This window comes from Bilophila sp. T19-St14, from assembly GCF_059728385.1.
In genome coordinates, this window is record NZ_BAAGFT010000001.1 from 990,989 (window position 1) to 1,012,327 (window position 21,339).

The 21,339-nt window shown below is 52.5% G+C and carries 19 protein-coding genes and 1 pseudogene; 15 read left to right on the forward strand and 5 right to left on the reverse strand.

Annotated elements, in window-relative coordinates:
- Positions 1–251 precede the first annotated feature (251 nt).
- Together AC6I1V_RS04390 and AC6I1V_RS04395 are read left to right on the forward strand one after the other, a co-directional pair.
- A complete protein-coding gene (locus AC6I1V_RS04390) occupies positions 252–644 on the forward strand; it encodes a BrnA antitoxin family protein (protein WP_497736878.1) in 393 nt (130 codons plus the stop codon).
- A 207-nt stretch (positions 645–851) separates the two neighbouring features.
- Positions 852–1,130: a helix-turn-helix domain-containing protein gene (locus tag AC6I1V_RS04395; protein WP_497736879.1), complete on the forward strand. Its 279-nt coding sequence runs from the start codon at positions 852–854 to the stop codon at positions 1,128–1,130.
- A 36-nt stretch (positions 1,131–1,166) separates the two neighbouring features.
- On the opposite strand, the gene AC6I1V_RS04400 is transcribed toward AC6I1V_RS04395, so the two are convergent.
- From AC6I1V_RS04400 to AC6I1V_RS04410, 3 genes are read right to left on the reverse strand one after another with little or no spacing between them, the layout of a single operon-like run.
- On the reverse strand, positions 1,167–1,400 hold the full coding sequence (locus tag AC6I1V_RS04400; protein ID WP_482334385.1) for a helix-turn-helix domain-containing protein: 234 nt from the start codon (positions 1,398–1,400) through the stop codon (positions 1,167–1,169).
- 8 nt (positions 1,401–1,408) lie between these two features.
- Complete coding sequence (locus AC6I1V_RS04405; protein WP_497736880.1) at positions 1,409–3,337, reverse strand: terminase gpA endonuclease subunit; 1,929 nt, start codon at positions 3,335–3,337, stop codon at positions 1,409–1,411.
- On the reverse strand, positions 3,337–3,891 hold the full coding sequence (locus tag AC6I1V_RS04410; protein WP_497736881.1) for a hypothetical protein: 555 nt from the start codon (positions 3,889–3,891) through the stop codon (positions 3,337–3,339). The genes AC6I1V_RS04405 and AC6I1V_RS04410 overlap by 1 nt, the downstream gene beginning before the upstream one ends.
- A gap of 206 nt (positions 3,892–4,097) precedes the next feature.
- On the opposite strand from AC6I1V_RS04410, the pseudogene AC6I1V_RS04415 reads away from it, so the two are divergent.
- A pseudogene (locus tag AC6I1V_RS04415) lies at positions 4,098–4,858 on the forward strand (IS5 family transposase).
- Between the two features lie 20 nt (positions 4,859–4,878).
- Here AC6I1V_RS04415 and AC6I1V_RS04420 read toward each other — a convergent pair.
- The gene (locus AC6I1V_RS04420; protein WP_497736882.1) at positions 4,879–6,807 is read right to left on the reverse strand and encodes a sigma 54-interacting transcriptional regulator; all 1,929 of its coding nucleotides are present in this window, start codon (positions 6,805–6,807) and stop codon (positions 4,879–4,881) included.
- Between the two features lie 279 nt (positions 6,808–7,086).
- Here AC6I1V_RS04420 and AC6I1V_RS04425 point away from each other — a divergent pair, with 279 nt between their 5' ends.
- Genes AC6I1V_RS04425 through AC6I1V_RS04445 form a run of 5 tightly spaced genes read left to right on the forward strand, consistent with a single transcriptional unit; the run spans position 7,087 to position 13,205 of the window.
- The gene (locus tag AC6I1V_RS04425) at positions 7,087–8,478 is read left to right on the forward strand and encodes an SLC13 family permease (RefSeq protein WP_497736883.1); all 1,392 of its coding nucleotides are present in this window, start codon (positions 7,087–7,089) and stop codon (positions 8,476–8,478) included.
- A gap of 13 nt (positions 8,479–8,491) precedes the next feature.
- Entirely contained in the window at positions 8,492–9,337 is an 846-nt protein-coding gene (locus tag AC6I1V_RS04430) for an amidohydrolase family protein (RefSeq protein ID WP_497736884.1), read from the forward strand.
- An 11-nt stretch (positions 9,338–9,348) separates the two neighbouring features.
- Positions 9,349–10,125 carry an N-acyl homoserine lactonase family protein gene (locus tag AC6I1V_RS04435; protein WP_497736885.1) on the forward strand — a complete coding sequence of 259 codons (777 nt, stop codon included), beginning with the start codon at positions 9,349–9,351 and terminating at the stop codon, positions 10,123–10,125.
- A gap of 9 nt (positions 10,126–10,134) precedes the next feature.
- Positions 10,135–12,057 (forward strand): oxidoreductase, encoded by a 1,923-nt coding sequence (locus AC6I1V_RS04440; protein ID WP_497736886.1) that lies wholly within the window; start codon positions 10,135–10,137, stop codon positions 12,055–12,057.
- Between the two features lie 38 nt (positions 12,058–12,095).
- Entirely contained in the window at positions 12,096–13,205 is a 1,110-nt protein-coding gene (locus AC6I1V_RS04445) for a 4-hydroxybutyrate dehydrogenase (RefSeq protein WP_497736887.1), read from the forward strand.
- A 433-nt stretch (positions 13,206–13,638) separates the two neighbouring features.
- On the opposite strand, the gene AC6I1V_RS04450 is transcribed toward AC6I1V_RS04445, so the two are convergent.
- Positions 13,639–13,815 carry a hypothetical protein gene (locus tag AC6I1V_RS04450; protein WP_497736888.1) on the reverse strand — a complete coding sequence of 59 codons (177 nt, stop codon included), beginning with the start codon at positions 13,813–13,815 and terminating at the stop codon, positions 13,639–13,641.
- Positions 13,816–14,236: 421 nt separating this feature from the next.
- Between AC6I1V_RS04450 and AC6I1V_RS04455 the strand changes: the two genes are divergently transcribed.
- From AC6I1V_RS04455 to AC6I1V_RS04485, 7 genes are all read left to right on the forward strand, one after another.
- Complete coding sequence (locus AC6I1V_RS04455) at positions 14,237–14,362, forward strand: hypothetical protein (RefSeq protein ID WP_482334074.1); 126 nt, start codon at positions 14,237–14,239, stop codon at positions 14,360–14,362.
- A 1,305-nt stretch (positions 14,363–15,667) separates the two neighbouring features.
- Positions 15,668–16,654, forward strand: coding sequence for a tyrosine-type recombinase/integrase (locus AC6I1V_RS04460; RefSeq protein WP_497736889.1), 987 nt, complete (start codon positions 15,668–15,670; stop codon positions 16,652–16,654).
- Between the two features lie 478 nt (positions 16,655–17,132).
- Positions 17,133–18,104 carry a KpsF/GutQ family sugar-phosphate isomerase gene (locus AC6I1V_RS04465; RefSeq protein WP_479860123.1) on the forward strand — a complete coding sequence of 324 codons (972 nt, stop codon included), beginning with the start codon at positions 17,133–17,135 and terminating at the stop codon, positions 18,102–18,104.
- The gene (locus AC6I1V_RS04470) at positions 18,101–18,451 is read left to right on the forward strand and encodes an RT0821/Lpp0805 family surface protein (RefSeq protein ID WP_497736890.1); all 351 of its coding nucleotides are present in this window, start codon (positions 18,101–18,103) and stop codon (positions 18,449–18,451) included. The genes AC6I1V_RS04465 and AC6I1V_RS04470 overlap by 4 nt, the downstream gene beginning before the upstream one ends.
- Positions 18,448–19,248 (forward strand): ABC transporter permease, encoded by an 801-nt coding sequence (locus AC6I1V_RS04475; RefSeq protein WP_497736891.1) that lies wholly within the window; start codon positions 18,448–18,450, stop codon positions 19,246–19,248. Before AC6I1V_RS04470 ends, AC6I1V_RS04475 begins: the two co-directional genes overlap by 4 nt.
- Positions 19,245–19,910 (forward strand): ABC transporter ATP-binding protein, encoded by a 666-nt coding sequence (locus AC6I1V_RS04480; RefSeq protein ID WP_497736892.1) that lies wholly within the window; start codon positions 19,245–19,247, stop codon positions 19,908–19,910. Before AC6I1V_RS04475 ends, AC6I1V_RS04480 begins: the two co-directional genes overlap by 4 nt.
- Positions 19,897–21,339: a KpsE/RkpR family capsule polysaccharide export protein gene (locus AC6I1V_RS04485; protein WP_497736893.1), complete on the forward strand. Its 1,443-nt coding sequence runs from the start codon at positions 19,897–19,899 to the stop codon at positions 21,337–21,339. The genes AC6I1V_RS04480 and AC6I1V_RS04485 overlap by 14 nt, the downstream gene beginning before the upstream one ends.

A 21,339-nucleotide genomic window follows, 5' to 3' on the forward strand; every position in this document is an offset into this window, starting at 1 on the left:
CAATACGAATGGGACGAAAACAAACGCAGAACAAATCTGGAAAAGCACGGCGAAGATTTTGCCGATGTGGACAGGCTTGACTGGAGCCGCGCCCATATCGAGCCGGATACGCGCCATAGCTACGGTGCCCCCGATATGCCGCCTTTGTCCCGCGCGATGACGCCCGCCTTATGTGTCTCGTTTTCACCCCTCGGGACCGGAGAATGCGTGTTATCAGCTACAGAAAGGCAAACAGCCGAGAGAAAAAAGGTATGAGACGTTATAACGAAAACGGCAAAGAAATTGTCGTATATTCCTCCGAGGAGCTTGCGGAGCTTCCGCGCCTTCCCGGAGCAAATCGGGAAATGACCGACGAGGAAATCACAGCGGCAGCCCTGTCCGATCCCGATACCCTGCCGCCGTCCGAAGACGCTGCGCCCTTCGTTGACAAAGTCGGGTGTGAAGCGCTTGCCGACCTGTTCCCACCGGAAACTGTAGAAGCTTTGCTGGCACCACGCCGTGGCCGCCCAAAGTCGGAGCGCCCGAAGGTACAGTTCACCGCCAGATTTGACGCCGATATTGTGGAGCATTTCCGCAACAGCGGCAACGGCTGGCAGGTAAGAATGGAGGAAGTGCTGCGCAAGGCCATAGCCATGGGCCTGTAAAGAGCATTTCAAGAGGTTGTTCTGTGCCCAAGCACTATAAGGACGATTTGTCTGCCGCTATTCATGAACTTGCGGAAGATTTGCACCGGCATGGTGCCATTGACAAGCAGACTATACGTGAACTTGATGATTCTTGTCTCCACCCGGTGGAAGGAAGAGGGGAGCATGCCTAAACAATATTATAGTGAAATCGCAGAAGAAACTCATATGGATATAGAAGGGCTGTACGAGCTGGGCATCGTCGACCAGAAGACCATGCGCCATTTTGACGAGCTGTGTATCGTCCCCGCCCAGCCCATGAGCGGAGAGGAAATCCGTAGCCTGCGTGAACGGGAAGGGGTCAGCCAGCCTGTACTGGCATGGTATCTGAATGTCAGCAAGAATCTGATTTCCGATTGGGAACGGGGAGTCCGACGCCCCGGAGGTGCGGCCTTGAAGCTGCTGAATCTGGTCAAAGAAAAGGGATTGCAGTCCATAGCACTGTGATAACGAAAAAGGGAGGAAGCCGTTCCTCCCTTTCTTTTATTCGGCATCCGGCTCCACAGCCTTACGGGCGAGATAGCGATCTATACTGCGGATGGGGATCTGCATCCCCCTGCGTGAGCCGATACGGAGAGCCTCAAGTTCTCCGACAGCCACCAGCTTGTATACCCAAGATTCACTGCACCCCATGTAGAGGGCTGCAACGGGAACGGAAAGACGGGGGCTGGCTGCTCGATCATACGGTAAATTGATGCGTTTCCTGTTTTTTGACATTCAACCTCCTAATAATCTCCGCGGTTCCTCATGAACCCGGGCCTGTTCCGTTCCGGAGCTGTTCTGGCCGGGGGAACCCGACTCGGAAGCGTTCGTGGGGGCTGCGCCGGCCTGCCGGATTGTTCTTCCCTTGGACGCTGGCGTTTTTCGGACGACAGAAAGATATCGCGCTCGACAATCATCTGGAAGCTCGGCAGCCAGCTCCCGTCCACGCAGGCATCGGCCATCATGCAGCAGTCGAGGTAGTGGTTCGCCCGGCGCTTGCGTACCCAAACATGCTTTCCATTTCTATCGCGCACAAGGGTTTCTGCCGACAGCTGCGAGGCAAAGGCTTCGTCGGTCTTTCGGTGCAGAGTCACAGGCTGACGCGCATCCGGTTCCAGCCTGGCAAAGATAAGAGATTTGAAATAGTGCGTATCCAGCAGGTACAGCCATAGGCCGCCCGGGATGCGGATGCGGGAGCTGGGCAGCCTGTCGATGCTGGTGGCGCGTACCGGCGTGTGCGACTCATGGGACGCCCCCTTGCAGGCAAACAAGCGCCCAGCACCGTGCCGGCGCACAAACGTGTAAACTTCCTCGGTACGGGACACCACGTCTTCATCAGTTCGCGTACCGCCCGAGTCAATGCCCGCACGCCAAATGGCAAGACTTTTTCCTGCGTTGGGACTGTTATCCTCGTAGTCGTAGCGTGTTTCCATCAGAGCATGGACGGAATCCCAATCCGTCAGGCGGCCATAGTCGATGACGGCGGACGAGAGATCAGGCCGCCACGCCTTCACGACATACCAGAAGCCGCGCTTTTGCACGTCTATGCCGGCAGTCAGAGCAACGGCGTCGCCGGGGACTTTCAACGGCTCCAGATCAGGATCACGGTGTTGCAGGATAAGGTCTTCTGTCGTCTCCAGTTCCACGGCCCGGAACGGCATGGCCCACATGCCGTTTGCGTACTGCTGTTTGACTACTGGCGAGTCGGATGCCTCTGCCCGCATTTTGGCAGCCATGATCTCAGACAGGGATACGGCCTTGGACACGATAGCCGGCAGATGGAACCCGATACGCCGGGGGGAAGGCACCGGGTTTTCCGCCTCCCAGCGCCCGCGAGCCACAGCCTGATCCCGAAGGTGATCGGACCACAGGAACTTGCAGATCGAGCACTTGTAGCGGCCGAGCTTGCGCCTTTCCACTTCCTGTGGTGATGCTGTCTTTTCCGTCATAACCAGACCTTCTTCCGTCATGATCTGATATGAACCGCAGGCCGGGCACCGCACAAAGTAGTGACGTACTTCGTCGCACTCCTCCAGTGCCTGCACGATACTGCATTCATCGCCGCCAATGGGCTTGCTGACGCGAAGGATTTTGCGCTTGTGCTCATAGCTGCGCGTGCGCTCCCGAAACTCCTCTACGGGTACGCCTTGGCCAGCAATCTGTTTATACAGAGCTTCTTCGTCAAGGAAGAGGTCCTGAATGGAGATTGACGCGCGTTGCCCCTGAGACTGCGCGCTGGCCATGAACAGGTTGGTGCCGTCACGGAAACTGATCCGGGTGTTCCGTACTTTCCCGAGCTGGGCGCGCACGGGCGGCGATGCCCGGAACATGGGGACCAGTTTGTTGGCCACCACCTTGCCGATGGCGTCGTCGTCCTGCATGGCAAGCATGCGCGGTCCGGGGCGCATGTCGATGCAGTATGCCAGCGCCGCATGCATGACCAAGGTCTTTCCGGTCTGGGCGCTGCCGCAGACCACCACCTCCTTCACGCCGGGCATGCTCCATGTGTCCATGATCCCGGCAAGGTAAGGGTTCACGTCCCGCCTATACCCTCCGCCAGCATACGGCCCATCTTTTACAATAAGATTCCGTGCCGCCCAGACAGATAGGGGAATGTGCGCCCGACGACGGAAAACGTGCCGCTCGCCGGGGGTAAAACGGATTGACGGCATTACTCGTCTCCAGACTCCACAGAGGGAGTGTTTTCGGGGTCCTCCTCGCCATAGGTGAATTCACGGTCAGAGTCCCACGCATCCATCCAGTCTGCGGTTTCCCGGTTCCACCACTCGAGCAGGGCCTCCAACTTACTATCGTCGCCATCGACAAGTGCAATGATCTCCCCGGCCTTGCGGTATCCGAAACTTTCAATCTCGCTCTTGAAAAAGAGCGCCCGGGCGAAAAGGGCTTCCTCATGCTCTGTCCGGGGCATCAACATCCCCATTTCCTTTTCCAGTTTCAGACGCGTGCGCTCGGCCGTATACCGTTTCAGCTCGGTATCTGCCGATATGCGGTCAACTGTGGCGTTGGACAGAGCCTTATTTTCATGCTGGGTCAGAGGCGTAAGGTTGGCTGCGGCATACGCCAGCAACGCCCCTTCCTCGAATCCAGTTTCTGCTTTGGACACCTTTCGAGCCGCCACATCGCGGTTGAACTGGCTTTTGCTGATCTTGAAACCGCTGTCCCGCAGGAAATCAACGGCATCGAGCTGGGTCTTGAAAATCCGCATGGCCGCACTACCTCCCTGCAGTCTTCGTGTTTCATCTTCCACCGCAGCCCGCGCACGGTTGAACGCGGAAATGTTGTCCGGGGTGGGTTCTCCTTCATTCGGCGCTTGCTTTCCTCCTTGGTCCGGATAAGAAATGCTAGGCTATGTCGTCATTTAACTATTTATATTTTATATCTATTTTTATTCTCATACTATCAGAAAAATGAATGGTACCAGCACATAGACTCCACGATATATCAGATAACTTATGGGAATTATTGAAACCTTATTTGCCGGGACGTGAAGGAGCAAAAGACGTTACTGCCAGAGATAACAGACTGTTCATCAATGCATTTTTTTGGATTTTACGAACTGGTTCTCCATGGCGCGACCTGCCACCGGAATATGGCGACTGGAAAAACACACATCGCAGATTTTGCAGATGACGGGACAATGGGTTTTGGGAAAAGCTTCTTGAAATCCTTATTGATGAACCGAATTTTGAATGGCTGATGATTGACACTTCCTATATTAAAGTCCATCAGAACGGGACAGGAACAAAAGGGGTAACCAAGACATGGGGCGCACAAAAGGGGGCTCAACTCAAAGATACATCTGGCCGTGGATGCGCATGGTATGCGGGCAGAATGGTTATCACGTCAGGTACCGTTGCGGATTGCACGCAGTCTTGCGAACTCATGGAGGGATTCGATGCTGGTTATATTCTTGCCGATAGAGGCTATGACAGCAACAGTTTCATTGAATATATAGAAGAACATGGTATGGAAGCGGTAATTCCACCACGCAAAAATTGAAAAATCCAAAGAGGATATGACCATTATTTATACCGCTACAGACATCTGATTGAAAACTCTTTTGCTGGGTTAAATAAACGGCGTGGAATTGCAACGAGATACGCGAAAATACAGCATCTTTTTTGGTGGCAGTCCATATAAGATGTATTACCATTTGGGCAAATATTTATTGACGACATGCCTTAGAGCCAAGCTACAGACCGCACTCCTTCATCCTGCGCCAAAGGGTCGTACGAGATATGCCCAGGGCCTCCGCTGCAAGCGTTTTATTGTACTTACATTTCTGTAGTACCTCCTGCAAGTCGGCGCATTCCCCTTGCCCGCCTGTTCCCAAATCAGAAAGAGAAGAACCCACATCGCCTAGTATGTCCGCATCAAAAAGAATATCTTCTGCACTAATAACGGGATGCATCGCCATCACGACGGCCCTGTCCACAACATGAAGGAGTTCACGTACGTTTCCCGGCCATGAGTTGTGCTCAAGTTTTTTTATCGCCGAGCGCGCCATGATTACTTTTTTTTGCCTGCTTTCATTGATCTTCCGCAGATAGGAATGCACAATGACGCGGATATCCTCTTTCCGGGCGCTCAATGGAGGAATTTTGAGCAGTAACGTATTGATCCTGTAAAAAAGATCCCGCCTAAAGTCACCTCTGTTGGCCATATCAAAAATATTTCTGTTCGTCGCACAGATGATACGTACATTTACATGGACGAAGCGGGTACTCCCCAGACGCGTGACGACCTTATCCTGAAGGACACGCAACAACCTCGACTGAAGGCGTAAAGGCATTTCCCCAATCTCATCAAGAAAAAGAGTACCGCCATGAGCCAGCTCGAACAGCCCGGTTTTACCCCCTCTCCGTGCCCCCGTGAAAGCCCCCTCCTCATAGCCAAAGAGTTCGCTTTCCAGCAAATTTTCGGGTACGGCCGCACAGTTAATAGAAATAAAGGCCGATTCCCTCCGTTTGCTCTGCACATGTATGGCTTGGGCAAACATTTCCTTTCCCGTGCCTGTGTCACCGAGAAGAAGGACGGGGCTGTCACTTTCCGCGAACTGTATGCCCATCTGCCGAGCCTGCTTGATTGCCGGACTTTCCCCAACAATATCGCTGAAGCTAAAAAAAGTTATCTTTCCGTTTTCATATAGGCTCTGCCTGACTTTCCTTTCTTTCTTTTGAATATCTACAATATTTGTCAAACTTATTACATAGCCATTAAAATTTCCTTTAATATTTATATCAACAGCCGTAAAAAGGAATTCTCTTTTTACGGCATCTTTGACAATAACCTCTTCCAGAAAACTACTATTCCCATATATGATATGTTCAAAATCGATCTTTGGAAAGATTTGTGAAAAATCTATGCCTATTATTTGTTCACTTATTATATTAAATACAGAGCTTGCTTTATCATTTGCATAAATTATTTTATTCTTTTTATCAATAACAATAATTATATTTGGATTAATATTTAAAACGGTGTTGATGAAATCCCTTCGCTGGGTATTTAATAAATCCATTTCAATAATGTGCTTGGCCTCAAGAAAAACCCTGTGTATGGATTCCTGATTTTCAGAGAGTAAGGGGATGGCGTGAAATCCCTGCTCCTTTGCCTTGCTGATCAGGCCATATCCACCGACGAGGAGGGCGATGCCCTCTTCCTGAGCCTTTTGCAGGGCTACCGCGATATTATTCCTGTCTTCAACCTCAAGCCTGTACCCCCTCAATCCCAAGAGCTGGGCGATACGCATAAACTTGAGGCCCTGTCCGGGAAAACAAAGATGTCCCACACGCATATTCGTATTCTGATACGGCAGGAGTGTTTCAAAAAAATTTTCAGATGAATACTCGATAGAAAGGATGGGCACTGAGGTCAAGTTCCTAAGAATATGCACTGCATGTCCACGTGTCGCCAAAATTTTTATTTTTTCAGTATTGATCATGTGCAGTGCGACTTCCACATCATTGTCAAATTCCGATACGGCGATGCATGTACGTACCTTAAGCTGACGAGCCATTTCCTCAGCATATTTCGCAAGAGTCTTGAATGGGGTAACGACACAAAAATCAGCAGGTTGTTCGCCAACATATGTAATTGATTCACAGAGATCAGAAAGCATCAAGACCTCCTTCGGGGAGTATTCGGAACTGATATGCAGTAATCGTTAGTTTTATAAACATTATGTTTCAATATAATATTTCATTTTTATAAATATAAATCAATATGTTATTTTGTATTTTTGAAACATTTCGTTCATTTTCTCATATACATATTTATAACATATTGAAATATTATATATTTATAATTGGCACACTTATTGATGTTAGTGAAAAAGTTCCTATGTGTGGAACCCGCACATAATTCCATTCTTTCAAGACAGATACTCTTGGAGGTTATTATGATTCAAGGCAACTGGTGGAAGTGGGCTCTCAGTCTCGGATTGCCTGCAATCGTCTTTTTCGCTACTCCAGAAATGGAGATAGCCAGTCCCAACACACCGCTTTTTTTTGCAATTACGCTATGGGCCGTTATAGCATGGGCCATTGAGGTTCTGCCGTCCGCAGTCATTGCCGCCATTCTGACGTTTCTGTATGCCCTGTTTGTTACAAAGCCTGCCGTTGCATTCTCAAGCTGGTGTACTTTCCTACCATGGATGTGTTTTTCAGCTCTCATTATCGCACAGGTGCTGAACCGTACCGGATTGGGCAAGCGTATCGCACTCCACAGCATGCTCCTCATGGGGTCCTCTTTCACAAAGACGCTGATCGGCCTCATGTGCGCCGGTGTCATTATGACCCTGCTCGTTCCTTCAGGCTTGGCCCGTACAGTCATCTTTGTGGCTATCGCCCAAGGCCTGATCGAAGCATTGAACGTGGATACCAAGTCGCGCATGTCGTCAGCCCTGATCATGGGCGGCTATTTTGCTGCCATCGCCCCCGGCCTGTTCTGCCTTACCGGTACGGAAATGAACCTTCTCGCTTTGCAGGTCATTTCCGACACCACGGGGGTTTCCGTGGAGTACATTGATTTCATTGTCCAGATGGCCCCATTTTCCGTTTTCTATATGGCCTTTTCCATCATGATGATTTTCATCATCCGCGGAAAGGAGAGGCTGCAAAATGAAGATGACCTCAAGACAGTGCTTGCTGGGCGCCTGAAGGAAATGGGCCCCATCACGGCTGAAGAAATCAAGATATTCCTAGTACTGCTCGTCGGGTTCACCGCTTTCGTTACCGAACAATGGCATCATCTCCCCGGTGCCTTCGTCTTTGCCCTCGTCGGCATGGCCTGCTTCATGCCCGGCATGAACCTCGCCAGCGAACAAGATCTGCGCAAGATTAATCTCTCTTTCCTCATTTTTCTGGCGGCCTGCATGTCCATCGGCGCCGTAGCTCAAGATCTCAATATCCCCAAGTGGATCTCCGCCCATATGTCCTCTCTGTTTGAAGGGCGTGACGCCGTTATGGCCATCAGTTTCTCCTACCTGCTGGGCGTAGTTGTGAATTTCCTTATGACCCCCATGGCTGCGGTCGGCGCACTGGGAAGCCCCCTTGCGCAGCTGGCGGTAACCCTTGGATTGGATCCTTACACGCTGGTCTATTCACTTCTCTATGGGCTGGATCAGCTCCTCTTCCCCTATGAAATAGGCTATCTCCTGTACACGTTTATGAGTGGAGCCGTCACCCTGCGCCATATCATGGGGGCTTTCGCCATCCGCATGGTCGCCTTTGCCCTGTTCATCCCCTTGATACTCGTACCTTACTGGAAGATTATTGGATTTCTCAAGTAATCAGGTGAAAGCAATGGATATTATAGACTGCAGGTACAGGCCCAATACTCCGGTATGGATGGAAACCTTCACCCGGAACCCCGTCTATGAAGAGTATGTGAAACGGACTGGTTTTGATAAAAAACCTACCCAATCCCTTGCCGGTTGCGCCGCCCAACTCGCATCGCTCGGCATCGGTAAGGCACTTGTTTCGGGCAGGGACATCGAAAGCACCTATGCCGCTCCCGCGTCCAATGATCTGGTCGATGCTTGTGTTGCCGCCTATCCATCCCTGTTCATTGGTATCCACGGCTATGATCCCCATAAGGGAATGAAGGCCTACAAAGCCATCTGCCAAGCCATCCGCGAACGGCGCAGCAGGGGGGCGTCTATAGAACCGTCCATGGCCCACTGCCCTATGGACGACGCCAAGTATTATCCGCTGTACGCCCTATGCTGCGATCATGACTTGCCGGTATTGGTGACCGCCGGCCTTTCTCCCAACATGCCCAAAGTGCTCCTCTCTCCCTCTTCGCCGCTTGCCTTGGATAAAGTGGCCACCGACTTCCCGGATCTGCGTATCCTGATAAGCCACGGAGGATACCCATGGGTGAATGAGACCATCGCGGTCTGCCTGCGCCACCGCAACATATACATCGACTTTTCCTCATCCATCAACAAGCCTATGGGGGAAGAATACATCAAGGCAGCCAATGGCTGCCTGGCCGACAAGTTTGTCTTCTCCAGCGCCAACCCTTTCGTAGATGTCGCCAACGCACTGGAACAGGTCAAACACATTGGCCTGAATCAAGAAAACTTGGAAAACATGCTCTCTAAAAATGCCTTGCGTCTCCTTGGGAGCGCCTTGGAAACCGTGTAAGGAGCCATAAGATGACAGCCCGCACCATTTATGCCCTGACAGCCGGCCATAAACCCGTCGTCGTCACCAACCATTTCTATATGCGCCCCGATATCCGCGACTCCCTATACACCCAGTTCTTTTTCTGGTGCATCATGGACGAAAAGGAAGGCCCCATCCTTGTTGATCAATCCTTCACACAGCAATGCCTTGACGAGATGAATATCACTCATACCGTCAAGGAACATCCCTTGGAGATGCTTGCACGCATCGGTGTCAAGCCTGAGGATGTCCGGCATGTCATCCTCTCCCACCTGCACTGGGATCACTACGCCGGGGATACTTTCTATCCCAATGCCCGATACTATGTTCACCAAAAAGAAATAGAATATGTAACCGGTCCTTTAATGCGTTTCCACACTTATGCCCAACATTACAATTTTAAAGCTATAGAAAATCTGCTCCACATGCAATTCTCTGGACGCGTCGAGCTGCTGCAGGGCGACAGTGAGCCCCTCTGTGACGGCATTACCTGCATTAGGATGGGCGGCCATACTCCCGGACTGCTCTCCATAGCTATAGAAACAGGTAGAAATACGAAAATCATATGCAGCGATGTTATCCCTAGATACCAAAATATTTCCGAAATGACGCCGTGTGGCATTCATTATAATGTCACTGAGGCGCTGATGGCTCTCGAAAAGATCAAAAGTATCGCCAAAAGCACGGAGAACATCCTACCTGGCCACGATCCAGAAATCACGGCACGGTATCCCCAAACGGCTCCCGGCGTATATCGCGTTTCATGAGGAAAGATCATGAAATACATCACATTGCTTCCAGCCCGTATGGGAAGGCTGGAGCTGCGTAACCGTATCGTCTTTCCGGCTATGGTCACCAACTACTGTTCCGTGCGTGGGGAAGTGACCGATCGGCTGATAGCCTATCATCAGGAGCGGGCCAGAGGGGGTGCAGGGCTCATCATTACGGAAGCCACCTATATCTCCCCCGACGGCAAAAGCTTCCCCCATCAGCTTAGTATCGCTGAAGATGGCCTTTTGCCCGGATTACGCCGTTTGGCTGAAGGAGTGCATGCCGCTGGCGCTCGCATAGCCGTACAGCTCTGTCATGCGGGCCGGCAGACATCCAGAGCCGTCTCCGGCCTCCCCCTCATAGCACCTTCGGCCATGCGCTTCGGCGATGACGTTACCCACGCCATGCGGCAGGAGGATATCGAAAGGGTTATCGGCGAGTACGCTCGCGCCTCCGTACGTGCACGGGAGGCTGGATTTGACGCTGTGGAACTTCATGCCGGCAACGGTTACCTGCCGCAACAATTCCTATCTCCACTCACTAATTTCCGTCAGGACAACTACGGAGGCAGCCTAGAAAACCGTATCCGTTTCAGCATTGAAACCGTACGAGCCGTTCGGGCTGCTGTAGGACAGGATTTTCCCATCATTTTGAGACTCGGCGTTGCAGAACCCATCGCCGGGGGGCTGACGCTGGAAGAAGGCTTGACCGCGGCCCGTATCCTTGCTCGTGAGGATATCGACGCCATTGACGTGACGGCTGGCATGAGGGAAGGCGGCATGTGGGTCACGCCGCCTCTGACCTTGCCCCACGGTACGCATATCGCAAAGGCCGCTGCCGTCCGCCAGAGCATCAATGCACGAAAGCCTGTCATAGGGATCGGTAGGATTACCTCCATCGCCTTGGCCGATTCCTTCGTCAAAGAAGGAAAGACGGACTTTGTCGTCATGGGCCGGGCATTGTTGGCAGATCCTGAACTGCCGCTCAAGACACTTCAAGAAAGAGGGGAGGACATCCGTCCCTGCATTGGTTGCAATGAAGGCTGTATCGGCCGCCTAGCTCGTGGTCTCGATATCACCTGTGCCGTCAATCCCACGGTAGGCAACGAGTATTGCAAACGACAAACTACCACCTCCACTCCCTTGAAGGTTATTGTTGTCGGAGCCGGGCCGGCAGGGCTTGTCGCGGCATGCGCAACAAGGCAACGCGGCCATACAGTCACCGTCATGGAAAAAGAACCCGTCTGCGGAGGCAAACTCCGAATTGCCGCCCTCCCCCCGTTCAAGCAGGAACTTTTTACCTATATAACCTATTTAGAAAAACGCGCCCGGAAGCTGGGTGTCACAATATGTTGCGACACGGAAGCCAGCCCCCGGACAGTTGTCGACCTGAAGCCGGACGTCATTCTACTGGCTACAGGTGCCGAACCGCATATTCCTCCTATCCCCGGCCTCACCCCGGACAGTGTTCTTCTTGCCGAACAAGTCCTACAGCAGGACAACCGAACTCCCGGCGGCACAATTCTTATCATCGGTGGGGGGCTTGCAGGCTGTGAAACGGCACTCCATCTTGCCCAAAAGGGTTACTCCCCTCTAGTGGTCGAAATGCGTGAAGCTCTCTGCATAGACACCGAACCACGCTCAAGGGCCGTGCTGCTCAACCATTTGGAAGAGTACGGCGTACGATCCATGCTTTCCTGCCGAATTTCCAGTATCGACGAACATGGTGCTACCATTTGCAGGCAAGAGCAGGAAGAAAAAATCATCTGTTCCGGCATCATCCTAGCCACAGGTTACACACCCAGAACACAACTTGCCGACGCTCTGGCAAACAAGGGGATTCGTTTCTACAGTATCGGTGACTGCAATAATGGTACCCGAATCTACGATGCCGTGTGGCAGGCAAACTCTATTGCTGAAATGCTTTGAACACGCACATTACAATATCATCAGGAGAACCCATAAAAATGAAACAATTCGTCTGCAAACCGTTTATACACATGTTTTCCACCTGCAGTGCATTCCTTTCCGAATTCAATGTCTGTGAAGACGATATTATTGTCAGCAATGCCTATATATTTAGGCCCGCTTTTGAACATCTCGGCTGCCGGGCCCAAACGCTTTTCCTTGAAGACTACGGACAGGGAGAGCCCAGCGACATCATGGTGGATGCCCTATTGGCCTCTGCCGCCACACGCACCTTTCGCAGGATCATTGCCATCGGTGGAGGTTCTGTCATAGACGTCGCCAAATTGCTTGCCGTAGCCCCTGTGCGCAGCAATACGGACTCTCTCTTTACGGAAAAAAATCTTCGGCAGGAAAAAGAACTCATTATCTTGCCTACCACATGTGGTACCGGCAGCGAAGTGACCAACATCGCCATCGTCAACCGCACCCGTCTCGGCACTAAGATGGGCATCGCCGACGACAGCCTGTATGCACGCCATGCCGTGTTGGTGCCGGAACTGCTTGAAAACCTACCCTACCCTGTCTTTGCCACGAGTTCACTTGATGCTTTGGTTCATGCTGTGGAGTCTTTTCTGTCTCCGGCAGCAAGCCCCTTCACTCGAATGTTTGCCAAAGAAGCTATCCATCTCATTTTGAACGGCTACGACAAAATCCGACGGGACAAAGGATGTCTGAAAAAACAGCTCAGCGACTTTCTTCTGGCAAGTACTTACGCGGGGCTCTCCTTTGGGGTAGCTGGCTGTGCTACGGTGCATGCTTTAAGCTATCCCTTGGGTGCCCTATTTCATATCCCCCACGGTGAGTCCAACTACGCGATCTTTTCTGGCGTATTACGGCATTATGAAAAAAGGAACGCAAAGGATTTCTCTTCCCTACTAACCATCTTGGCTTTGGAACTGTCTTGTTCTCCCAAGGAAACCCTAGATGCCCTCGACGATATATTGCAGGCTATCTATCCACGCAAAAGGCTTTCAGAATACGGGATGGCAGCCATACAGATAAAAAATTTTGTAGAAACTGTGCTCCACACACAACAGAGGTTGCTGGTCAACAGTCCAGAAAAAATATCTGCTGCCGATATATGTGCCATCTATACTGATTTACTGTAGTTCTCCTTTGGCAGGACATCCGGCAAAATATTCAATACCTTCCGGATGTTCTGCCTTTTATAAAATTCAAGGAATTACTTTTAGGACAATTAATAAATGATGGAACAATAGGAACAATTCAAAATACTTCAATCCAGTTCAAAATTCAGGATGTATTTCAAAAATTAGAATTTAAATATTTTATCTTATCAAAACTATATAAATACTTTTTATCTAATAAAAACAGAACATACTATACAAAAATAAACCTAATATTTAGAACATCTATTAACTGATGATAAAAATAATTAAACATATTTAAGAAAATATTTACATTCCGTTAACACCAAATTAATATACTTATCTTTAGCTATAAACATAAAACACCATATAATTTATAAAAACTTACAGATATTCATAACACGGAAAAACTATATCTAGATGACCGCTTTATTCAATGCTTGAAAGCCGCCGCCAAACCGAAAAAATATGCAAATGGCGACGGCTTATTCTTGTTCATTTCGGCCAGCGGTAAAAATTCCGGCGGATGGCATACCACTTCAACAAAAAAATCAAGCTCCTTTCCTTCAGTGAATATTCCCAAGTACCACTCCATACCGTACGGCAACACAGAAATACCCCCTGAAAATTATTTAATGAGGTATTATTAATGCAGAATATTAAACGGATGAAAGAGAACTGCAACGCCGACTGACGGTATTCGGCATGAAACTAGACATGTAAGGGAGGTGTCGGCAGTAGCTTTTTTCCTCCGCCATTGTTGCCTATCTTCGCAACAAAAATACGAATATTCTACTTGTGGATACCGATACCGACACACCGGACGTACTCAAGATGCATAAATGTTTTCCCCGTCGAATCTACCCTGCCGTCTAAACACTCTAGGCCGTGTCGTCATATCACATATAACTATATGAAATCATTAAAAACAACTTTTACAACCTAAAAACAATTAAATAGTTTCAATAAATTACATCTAATTGACGATACAACCTAGACAGCACTGACAAGTGGACTATCCTGCAGGACACTTGCAGAACTACCAAGGCTATGTCGTAGTCATCAATGCCGCCGCCCGTACCAAGACCAGCACGGCCAGTTACGGTGGCATCATGAAGGAAGCCCTGCGGGAAATGCGCGAGCTGACTGTGTTCTGAATAATCAACCGGCACCGCGATTCCATAGAGCTTTTATATTCCTTTCAGGAAAGTGCCTACCGACGTACCTATCCACGTCTGTCGAAATCTGTACTTCGATAAACCGCAGCGTTTTGAGATGTACCATACTTCCAACGCACGGGAACCGGTTGAAAAAATAGTATAACGCTGGACTTTCCGGCTATCGGCACCTGTGTGGCCGACTCGTTCTATTTCAAACGGATACCCCACCACGGCGCTCGCCCTAAAAATCTACGAAATACGTGTGAAATTGCAGCATTGGCGGATAGTCCGCGCGAAAATATGTGAAGCCGTCACATGAAAAACATCATGAACATGGCTGATATGTGATCGATCTCGGCAAAGCATACGGGAGGAAGCCGTCTGAAACGGAAGCGGCCCGTCCGCGTAATGTTAGCAACAGATTGAGAATCTTCGGAAAGACAACGCTTCTGATCGCCAATGGCCGCGATGGAATATCAGCACATCTACTGCGAGACATTGCCGGAGAAAATCGCCGGAGCGCCCAGAGCCATTATGGATGGTATGGCCGCTGTCGCTGAAAAAAATGCCGCAATCCAAGCCAAACTCACAGGTAGTGTGGTGAAGGGAACGAAGTCCCCTGCCCCAAAGATTCAATTAACAGGCTGGTACCGATGGGGTTGATTGCCTGATTTACCTGCTGGCCTGCGGGAGCCTGCTATTCTGGATAGGCTTCCGCATCGACACCGGAAAGATATTCCTCTGGCGTTGGTGCTGCACCCGCCCTCCGGCTAGTTTATCAGCGGGCAGTATTGAGTACCAGCCTATTTTTCTCCTCGGCAGCAAAGACATTCAACAAAAAAGGAATGGTGGGAAACGGAGTATTGGCACTTTTTTTATTGTGTCAGACATAATATTTTTACTTCTTTTATTGTGAAACTATGATGCAAGGCATTGGATACTCTATCTACAACATGATAGAATATTCAATGCCTTCTCATTTTAACAAATTATATAAAATAAGTAAAAGCCAATTATAATCCTAATAACAGTTTATTTTAATATTAATTCATATCTTAAAATATTATATAGTTATACGCAAAACAATACAATATTAAAAAGCAAACCAAGAATAAAAATCAAGTTTTTAATACAGATATAATGTTTTCTAAATTATTACCGGATTTATCTGATATAAGCCAGTCTCTAAAAAAAGCCAGTTAAAAAAATGTGCTAAACTGCACGAGGCCGGCCTTCGCCAAATAAGCAAGACTCGTTGTGAAAAACATCATTATTTTTTCATCACTATAGGAGAACACATATATGACTAGCCCTCATCAGTTAAGCCCCTCCATAAGCTCACCTCTTAAACAAGATGACACTCTGTCAGAATATAGCATCGCTAATCTTGATGCGTTTGTCTCAACTGTCTATCTACCTCATATCCGGCTCCGCAAACGAAGCTGGCGTGTGGATGAGCGCATTGCGCGCCAACATCTGTCTTCGACTTTTGGAGACAAACAACTTGCTGAAATAAGACGCCACGAAGTGGAGGACTGGCTGCACGGGCTGGCGTCCGGCGGGTTGGCTCCGGCCACCTGCAACCGTATTCTGGCGGTCTTCAAGACAATCTGCTCGCTGGCCGAGATACGCGGCGTTTTGTCCGCAGGCCAGTCTCCCTGCATGGGCGTATCCCCTTTCAAAATACGCACGCAGCGGGAGCGCTACCTCACGCGGGACGAAGCGCGGCGGCTCATGCGGGTGCTGGAAAAAAGCGACCACCCAGAAGCCTTTGCCCTCCGGCTGCTTTTGCTGACCGGCGCGCGCAAGAGCGAAATCCTCAAGGCCCAATGGGAAAATGTCCGCCTTGACCTGCGCCTGCTCGTCGTGCCCTTGTCCAAGTCCGGCAAGCCGCGCCATATCCCCCTCTCGGACGAAGCCATCGCAGTCATTCGCTCCATCCCGCGCCAGCAAGGGCTCCCGTGGCTGTTCCCCGGACATGCTCCGGGAAAGCCGCTTTCCGATCTCTATCTCTTCTGGAACAGGCTCCGGCGGGAACTGGGGCTTGTCGACGTGCGCATCCACGATTTGCGGCATACCTTTGCCTCTTTTCTGGTCAATGCCGGGCACTCGCTCTATGAGGTGCAAAAGCTGCTGGGGCACGGCGATCCCAGAACCACCATGCGATACGCCCATCTGGGGCAGGCATCGCTGGTGGCGGCAGCCCAGACTGTGAGTGCCTGTCTTGCCAGGCATGACAATGAAAACGCACGCAGGAAAACCACCCCTCCGATACCGCGTAGAGCATAGGCAAAAAAGGCTGCCTGAACACAGCCACATTTTGAAGCAGAGAACAAAAGAATAAAAAGAATCAAAAATGACAAAAAGGAGGGGAGAACCGAGCTGTTGGCCGGCCTTGGATAAAAACGGCTTTGTCTTGCCTGTTTTTGACTCCAAATGAGAGGCTCATCGACAGACACACTGTCAGTGTCTCGTTGAAATTTAAGGAAAAATTGACAGACACACTGTCGATGAAGCCTTGGAAATCAATACATTCTAATGGCTGTTTTGGCAATATCATCCCTCGAAGAAAAAAGTTTTCACTCTGCGCTTATCAAAATTCCCTATAAAATTACTCTGTTATTTCCATACCTCCTCATTTTTTCATAGCCAAAATCGACAGTGTGTCTGTCGATTTTGGCAGGGGCATCGATCCTTTATGAATACAGCGGGATTGAAGGCGTGCCTCTTTTTATCCCGCAACAGTTTTCCGGAGAAAGCACAGCGCATGAGTACGGCACAAAAGAAAGATTTTCAGGAAGTGGGATTCGCCGCAGCCGTACTACGACAGGAAGCGCATGCCCTTACCATGATGGCTCGCGGGCTGGACGCAGCGTTTTGCAGCGCTGTGGATTGCCTGTACGGGATAAACGGCAGAATTGCCGTCACCGGCATGGGCAAAAGCGGGCATGTGGCCCGCAAGGTGGCGGCAACGCTGGCTTCCACGGGTTCCCCCGCCTATTTCATCCATCCGGGCGAAGCCAGCCACGGAGACCTGGGGATGCTGGCCTCCGACGATGCCGTTCTGGCCTTTTCCAATTCCGGCAATACGGCGGAGCTTTCGGACATCATCCTGTATGCGGCCCGGCGCGACATCCCCCTGATAGGGGTAACGCGCAACGCGGACAGCCTGCTCGGCAAAAACGCCGCGCACCTCCTTTTGCTGCCGCTTGTGCCGGAAGCCGACCCGCTGGACTGCGCCCCCACCACGTCCACCACCCTGCAAATGGCTCTGGGCGACGCGCTGGCCCTGACGCTGATGCGTCGGCGCGGCTGCTCTCCCGAAGAATTCCACCGCTGGCATCCGGGGGGATCGCTCGGCCGCAAACTGATGACGGTCAGGGAAATCATGCACACGGGCGAGGAACTCCCCCTGCTTCCGGCGTCCTCGCCCATGCCGGAAGTGCTCATGCTGATGACCGGCAAGGGGTTCGGCGTGGCGGGCATCCTCGAAAAGAAACGGCTTGCGGGCATCATTACCGACGGCGACCTGCGCCGCCATATGGGGCCTTCGCTCATGGACAAGAAAGCAAAGCAGGTCATGCATCCCGATCCTATCGTAGTCAGTGAAGACACGCTTGCCGTGACCGCATTGCGGATCATGCAGGAAAACAAAATCACGTCGCTGTTCGTCACCGGCGAAGGGAAGCCGGTCGGCATTCTCAATGTCCATGACTGCCTGCGCGCGGGGGTGGAATGATGCTGCGCCACTGCCTGATTCTCTCCCTCGCCCTCTGTGCCGTGCTTTCCGGCTGCGCCGCGCGTGAATCCGCCGTCCCGGCGGCCTCTGTTCTGGAGGCGGCTCCCGCCGCGTTGTCGTTCGGCGAACAGGTGGCCGCCCTGCCCGAAGGTTCCACGCAATACTTTGCCGAAAGCCCCTTTGGGCAGGCCACGCTTGATGCTGGCCCACTCTACCTTTCCGGCCTGGGCAACGAATGCCGTTTGATCCGCGTCACGTGCGGAACCGCGAGCTACCAGCTCACACTTTGCAAGGAAAACGGCACATGGCGCTTCATCCCCAGCATCTTTGAGGGCATGCCGCAATGAATGCAGGCACCTTTCCCGCGCCGTCCGTTTCCTCCGCCCTGACCGTACAGGGCCGGGTCATTACCGCCCTTATCCTGCGTGAGGTGCATACCCTGTATGGCAATACACGGCTTGGATACCTTTGGGCAATTATACAAACGGCGTTCAATATCGGGGTATTTTGGCTGTTTCGTGAGTCCCTCGGCGCACACGCCCCCCACGGCATGGGGATGGCGGTCTTCCTCCTCTGTGGTTTTATCCCCTGGTATATGTTCAGAGACACCATTTCCCGTTGCGTAAAGGCCGTAAGCGCCAACCAAGCGCTGCTGACCTTCCCGCAGGTGACGGAACTGGACCTGATGATTGCACGGTGCATCGTGGTCTGGGGAACGCAGCTCGTCTGCGCCGTCATCATTCTGTCCATTGCCGCCGCCCTGGGCCAGCCTTTGGAGCTGCGCCACGTCGACAGCCTTGCCGCTACCCTGCTTTTTGCCCCCCTGCTGGGATTGGGCATGGGGCTTGTTTTCGCGTCCTTGGCCCGCCTCTGGCCCACGCTGGAACGGCTTGTCCCCATCCTGATGCGCTTCCTGTTCTTTGCGTCCGGAGTATTCTTTCAGGTTTCCGAACTGCCTGCCCGTTTTTCCGAGCTTCTACTGTTGAACCCGGCGGCCCAGCTCATTGAGTGGCAACGCTACGGCTTTTCCGCGTCCTCCTCGGCCCCCTTGTACAGCATAGGCTATGTGGCCGCATGGTGCCTGGGCTCGCTTTGCCTCGGCCTGCTGCTGGAACGCTATGCCCGCGGGAGAGAGATCCGATGATTGAGCTTTCCCGCATCTGCAAGTCATACAGCCTGCCGCACGGCAAGCGAAAGGACGTCCTGCGCGACGTCAGCATCACCTTCCGGCCCGGCGTAAACATGGGGATCCTCGGCCTGAACGGCCAGGGCAAGTCCACGCTCATCCGCATCATCAGCGGATCGGAACGTCCCGACAGCGGAACGGTAACCCGCAAGGGCCGCGTTTCCTGGCCCATCGGCTTTGCCGGAGGCTTCAACGGCAGCCTGACCGGGCGGGAAAACCTGCGCTTCACCAGCCGCATCTACGGTGCCGATATTCAGGAAGTAACGGAATTTGTGGAGGGTTTTACCGAGCTCGGCCCATACATGGACATGCCGGTGAAAACCTATTCATCGGGCATGCGCTCCAAGCTGGCTTTTGGCCTGAGCATGTCCATCGGCTTCGATTTCTATCTCATTGATGAGGCGTGGTCCGTGGGGGACGCCTCCTTCCTGGCCAAGGCGGAAAAGCTCTTTGAGGCGCGCAAGGCGCACGCGACGCTGGTTGTGGTGTCGCACAACGTAGCCACCATCCGCAAGAACTGCGACAGCGCGGCCGTGCTGCACGATGGCCTGCTGACCGTATACGACAAGCTCAATGACGCCCTGCGCGTCTACACGGGGATTTGCCATGCCGGACGTTGAAAAGCCTGCCGCACAAGCCGCATCGGGCGCAAAGGCGGCTCCAGCAAAGCAGGAAGCGGACGTAAGGCCCGCTTCTCCCGCCGCATCTCCGAAAGCCAAGGAGCAAGCCGCGGCCCCTTCCGGCACGCAGGGAAAGCCTGCGCCGTCCGCGCCTGCCGCTTCAGGCAAGCCGGATCCGGTACCTCCAAAGCCCGCTGCCGCCCCAAAGCCGAATGCCGTGTCTGCGCCAAAGCCCCCCGTGCCGGCCGCACCCGTTGAACGTCCAGCGCCCCAGGCCGTCCTCCATTTGGCCCTGGCCTCGCACTCCGCTTCTACGGCGCCCGGCAGGATACGTTCCCGGCTTTCCCCGGCCATAAAAGCGGTACTGGCTGCCGTGCTGCTGCCCACCTTATTGTCTTTGCTGTACTTCGGCCTGTGGGCTTCGCCCATGTACATCGCCGAAGCCCGCTTTGCCGTGCGCGGGGCGGAAAACAGCGGCGCGGCCGGCGGCCTTGCCGCCCTGCTGCTGCCTTCCGGCGCTTCCGTGGGCGCGGACGCGCATATCGTTGCCGAGTACATCCAATCCCCGGACATCATGGAGGCCATTGACGGAGAACTGCACATTTTCCGCCACTTCTCCAGCCGCGAGTACGACCTCATCAGCCGCCTTGCCGCTGACGCCACACGGGATGAACGCCTTTCCTATTGGAATTGGGCGGTGAAACCCTCCTTTGACCCGGAAACCGGCGTCATCGCCCTGAGCGTCAGGGCTTATGCCCCGGTTACGGCCCAAAAACTGGCGGAAGCCGTGCTGACCAAAAGCGAGGCCCTGGTCAACGCCATGAGCCGCCGCGCGCAGGACGACGCCATCGCCCTGGCCATGAGCGAGGTAAAAACGGCGGAACAACGGGTAAGTGCCGCGCAGGACGCCATGCGCGCCTTCCGGGATCGCAGCGGGATGCTGGACCCGGCCAGCACGGCGGGCGGGCTGCAAGGCATCGTCAGCCAACTGGAAGGCGAAGCCGTAAAAGTCCGCGCCGAAATCGCGGAAGCCTCCACCTATATGAGCAAGGACGCCCCGGCATTGGTGGGATTGCGTGCCCGGCTGGCGGCTGTGGAAAAACAGCTTGCCTCGGAAAAGCTGCGCCTGGCCGGGGAAGCCCGGCCCGACAGCCTGACTTCCGTGGCAGGGGAGTATGAGGACTTGCAGACCGAAAGCGAGTTCGCCCGGCAGCAGCTCGTTTCGGCCATGACCTCGCTGGAAACCGCCCGCGTGAAGGCGGAGGCCAAGTCCCGTTATGTGGTGGCCTTCCAGATTCCGGTTCTGCCGGACGAATCCCTGTATCCCCGCCCCTTCCTGTTTACGGCCTACGTTTTTGTCGGCGCCCTGGCGCTGGTAGGGCTCTGCTCCCTGATTATAGCCGCCGTGCGCGAGCACGCCGGGTTTTAG

What these genes read in the sequence shown, in the direction of transcription:
- AC6I1V_RS04395 (WP_497736879.1), top strand. Translation starts at nt 852, where the DNA reads ATGGATATAGAAGGGCTGTACGAGCTGGGCATCGTCGACCAGAAGACC.
- AC6I1V_RS04400 (WP_482334385.1), bottom strand. Translation starts at nt 1,400, where the DNA reads ATGTCAAAAAACAGGAAACGCATCAATTTACCGTATGATCGAGCAGCC.
- AC6I1V_RS04475 (WP_497736891.1), top strand. Translation starts at nt 18,448, where the DNA reads ATGAATGCAGGCACCTTTCCCGCGCCGTCCGTTTCCTCCGCCCTGACC.
- AC6I1V_RS04480 (WP_497736892.1), top strand. Translation starts at nt 19,245, where the DNA reads ATGATTGAGCTTTCCCGCATCTGCAAGTCATACAGCCTGCCGCACGGC.
- AC6I1V_RS04435 (WP_497736885.1), top strand. Translation starts at nt 9,349, where the DNA reads ATGACAGCCCGCACCATTTATGCCCTGACAGCCGGCCATAAACCCGTC.
- AC6I1V_RS04440 (WP_497736886.1), top strand. Translation starts at nt 10,135, where the DNA reads ATGAAATACATCACATTGCTTCCAGCCCGTATGGGAAGGCTGGAGCTG.
- AC6I1V_RS04445 (WP_497736887.1), top strand. Translation starts at nt 12,096, where the DNA reads ATGAAACAATTCGTCTGCAAACCGTTTATACACATGTTTTCCACCTGC.
- AC6I1V_RS04465 (WP_479860123.1), top strand. Translation starts at nt 17,133, where the DNA reads ATGAGTACGGCACAAAAGAAAGATTTTCAGGAAGTGGGATTCGCCGCA.
- AC6I1V_RS04420 (WP_497736882.1), bottom strand. Translation starts at nt 6,807, where the DNA reads ATGCTTTCTGATCTCTGTGAATCAATTACATATGTTGGCGAACAACCT.
- AC6I1V_RS04460 (WP_497736889.1), top strand. Translation starts at nt 15,668, where the DNA reads ATGACTAGCCCTCATCAGTTAAGCCCCTCCATAAGCTCACCTCTTAAA.
- AC6I1V_RS04390 (WP_497736878.1), top strand. Translation starts at nt 252, where the DNA reads ATGAGACGTTATAACGAAAACGGCAAAGAAATTGTCGTATATTCCTCC.
- AC6I1V_RS04405 (WP_497736880.1), bottom strand. Translation starts at nt 3,337, where the DNA reads ATGCCGTCAATCCGTTTTACCCCCGGCGAGCGGCACGTTTTCCGTCGT.
- AC6I1V_RS04485 (WP_497736893.1), top strand. Translation starts at nt 19,897, where the DNA reads ATGCCGGACGTTGAAAAGCCTGCCGCACAAGCCGCATCGGGCGCAAAG.
- AC6I1V_RS04430 (WP_497736884.1), top strand. Translation starts at nt 8,492, where the DNA reads ATGGATATTATAGACTGCAGGTACAGGCCCAATACTCCGGTATGGATG.
- AC6I1V_RS04425 (WP_497736883.1), top strand. Translation starts at nt 7,087, where the DNA reads ATGATTCAAGGCAACTGGTGGAAGTGGGCTCTCAGTCTCGGATTGCCT.
- AC6I1V_RS04410 (WP_497736881.1), bottom strand. Translation starts at nt 3,891, where the DNA reads ATGCGGATTTTCAAGACCCAGCTCGATGCCGTTGATTTCCTGCGGGAC.
- AC6I1V_RS04470 (WP_497736890.1), top strand. Translation starts at nt 18,101, where the DNA reads ATGATGCTGCGCCACTGCCTGATTCTCTCCCTCGCCCTCTGTGCCGTG.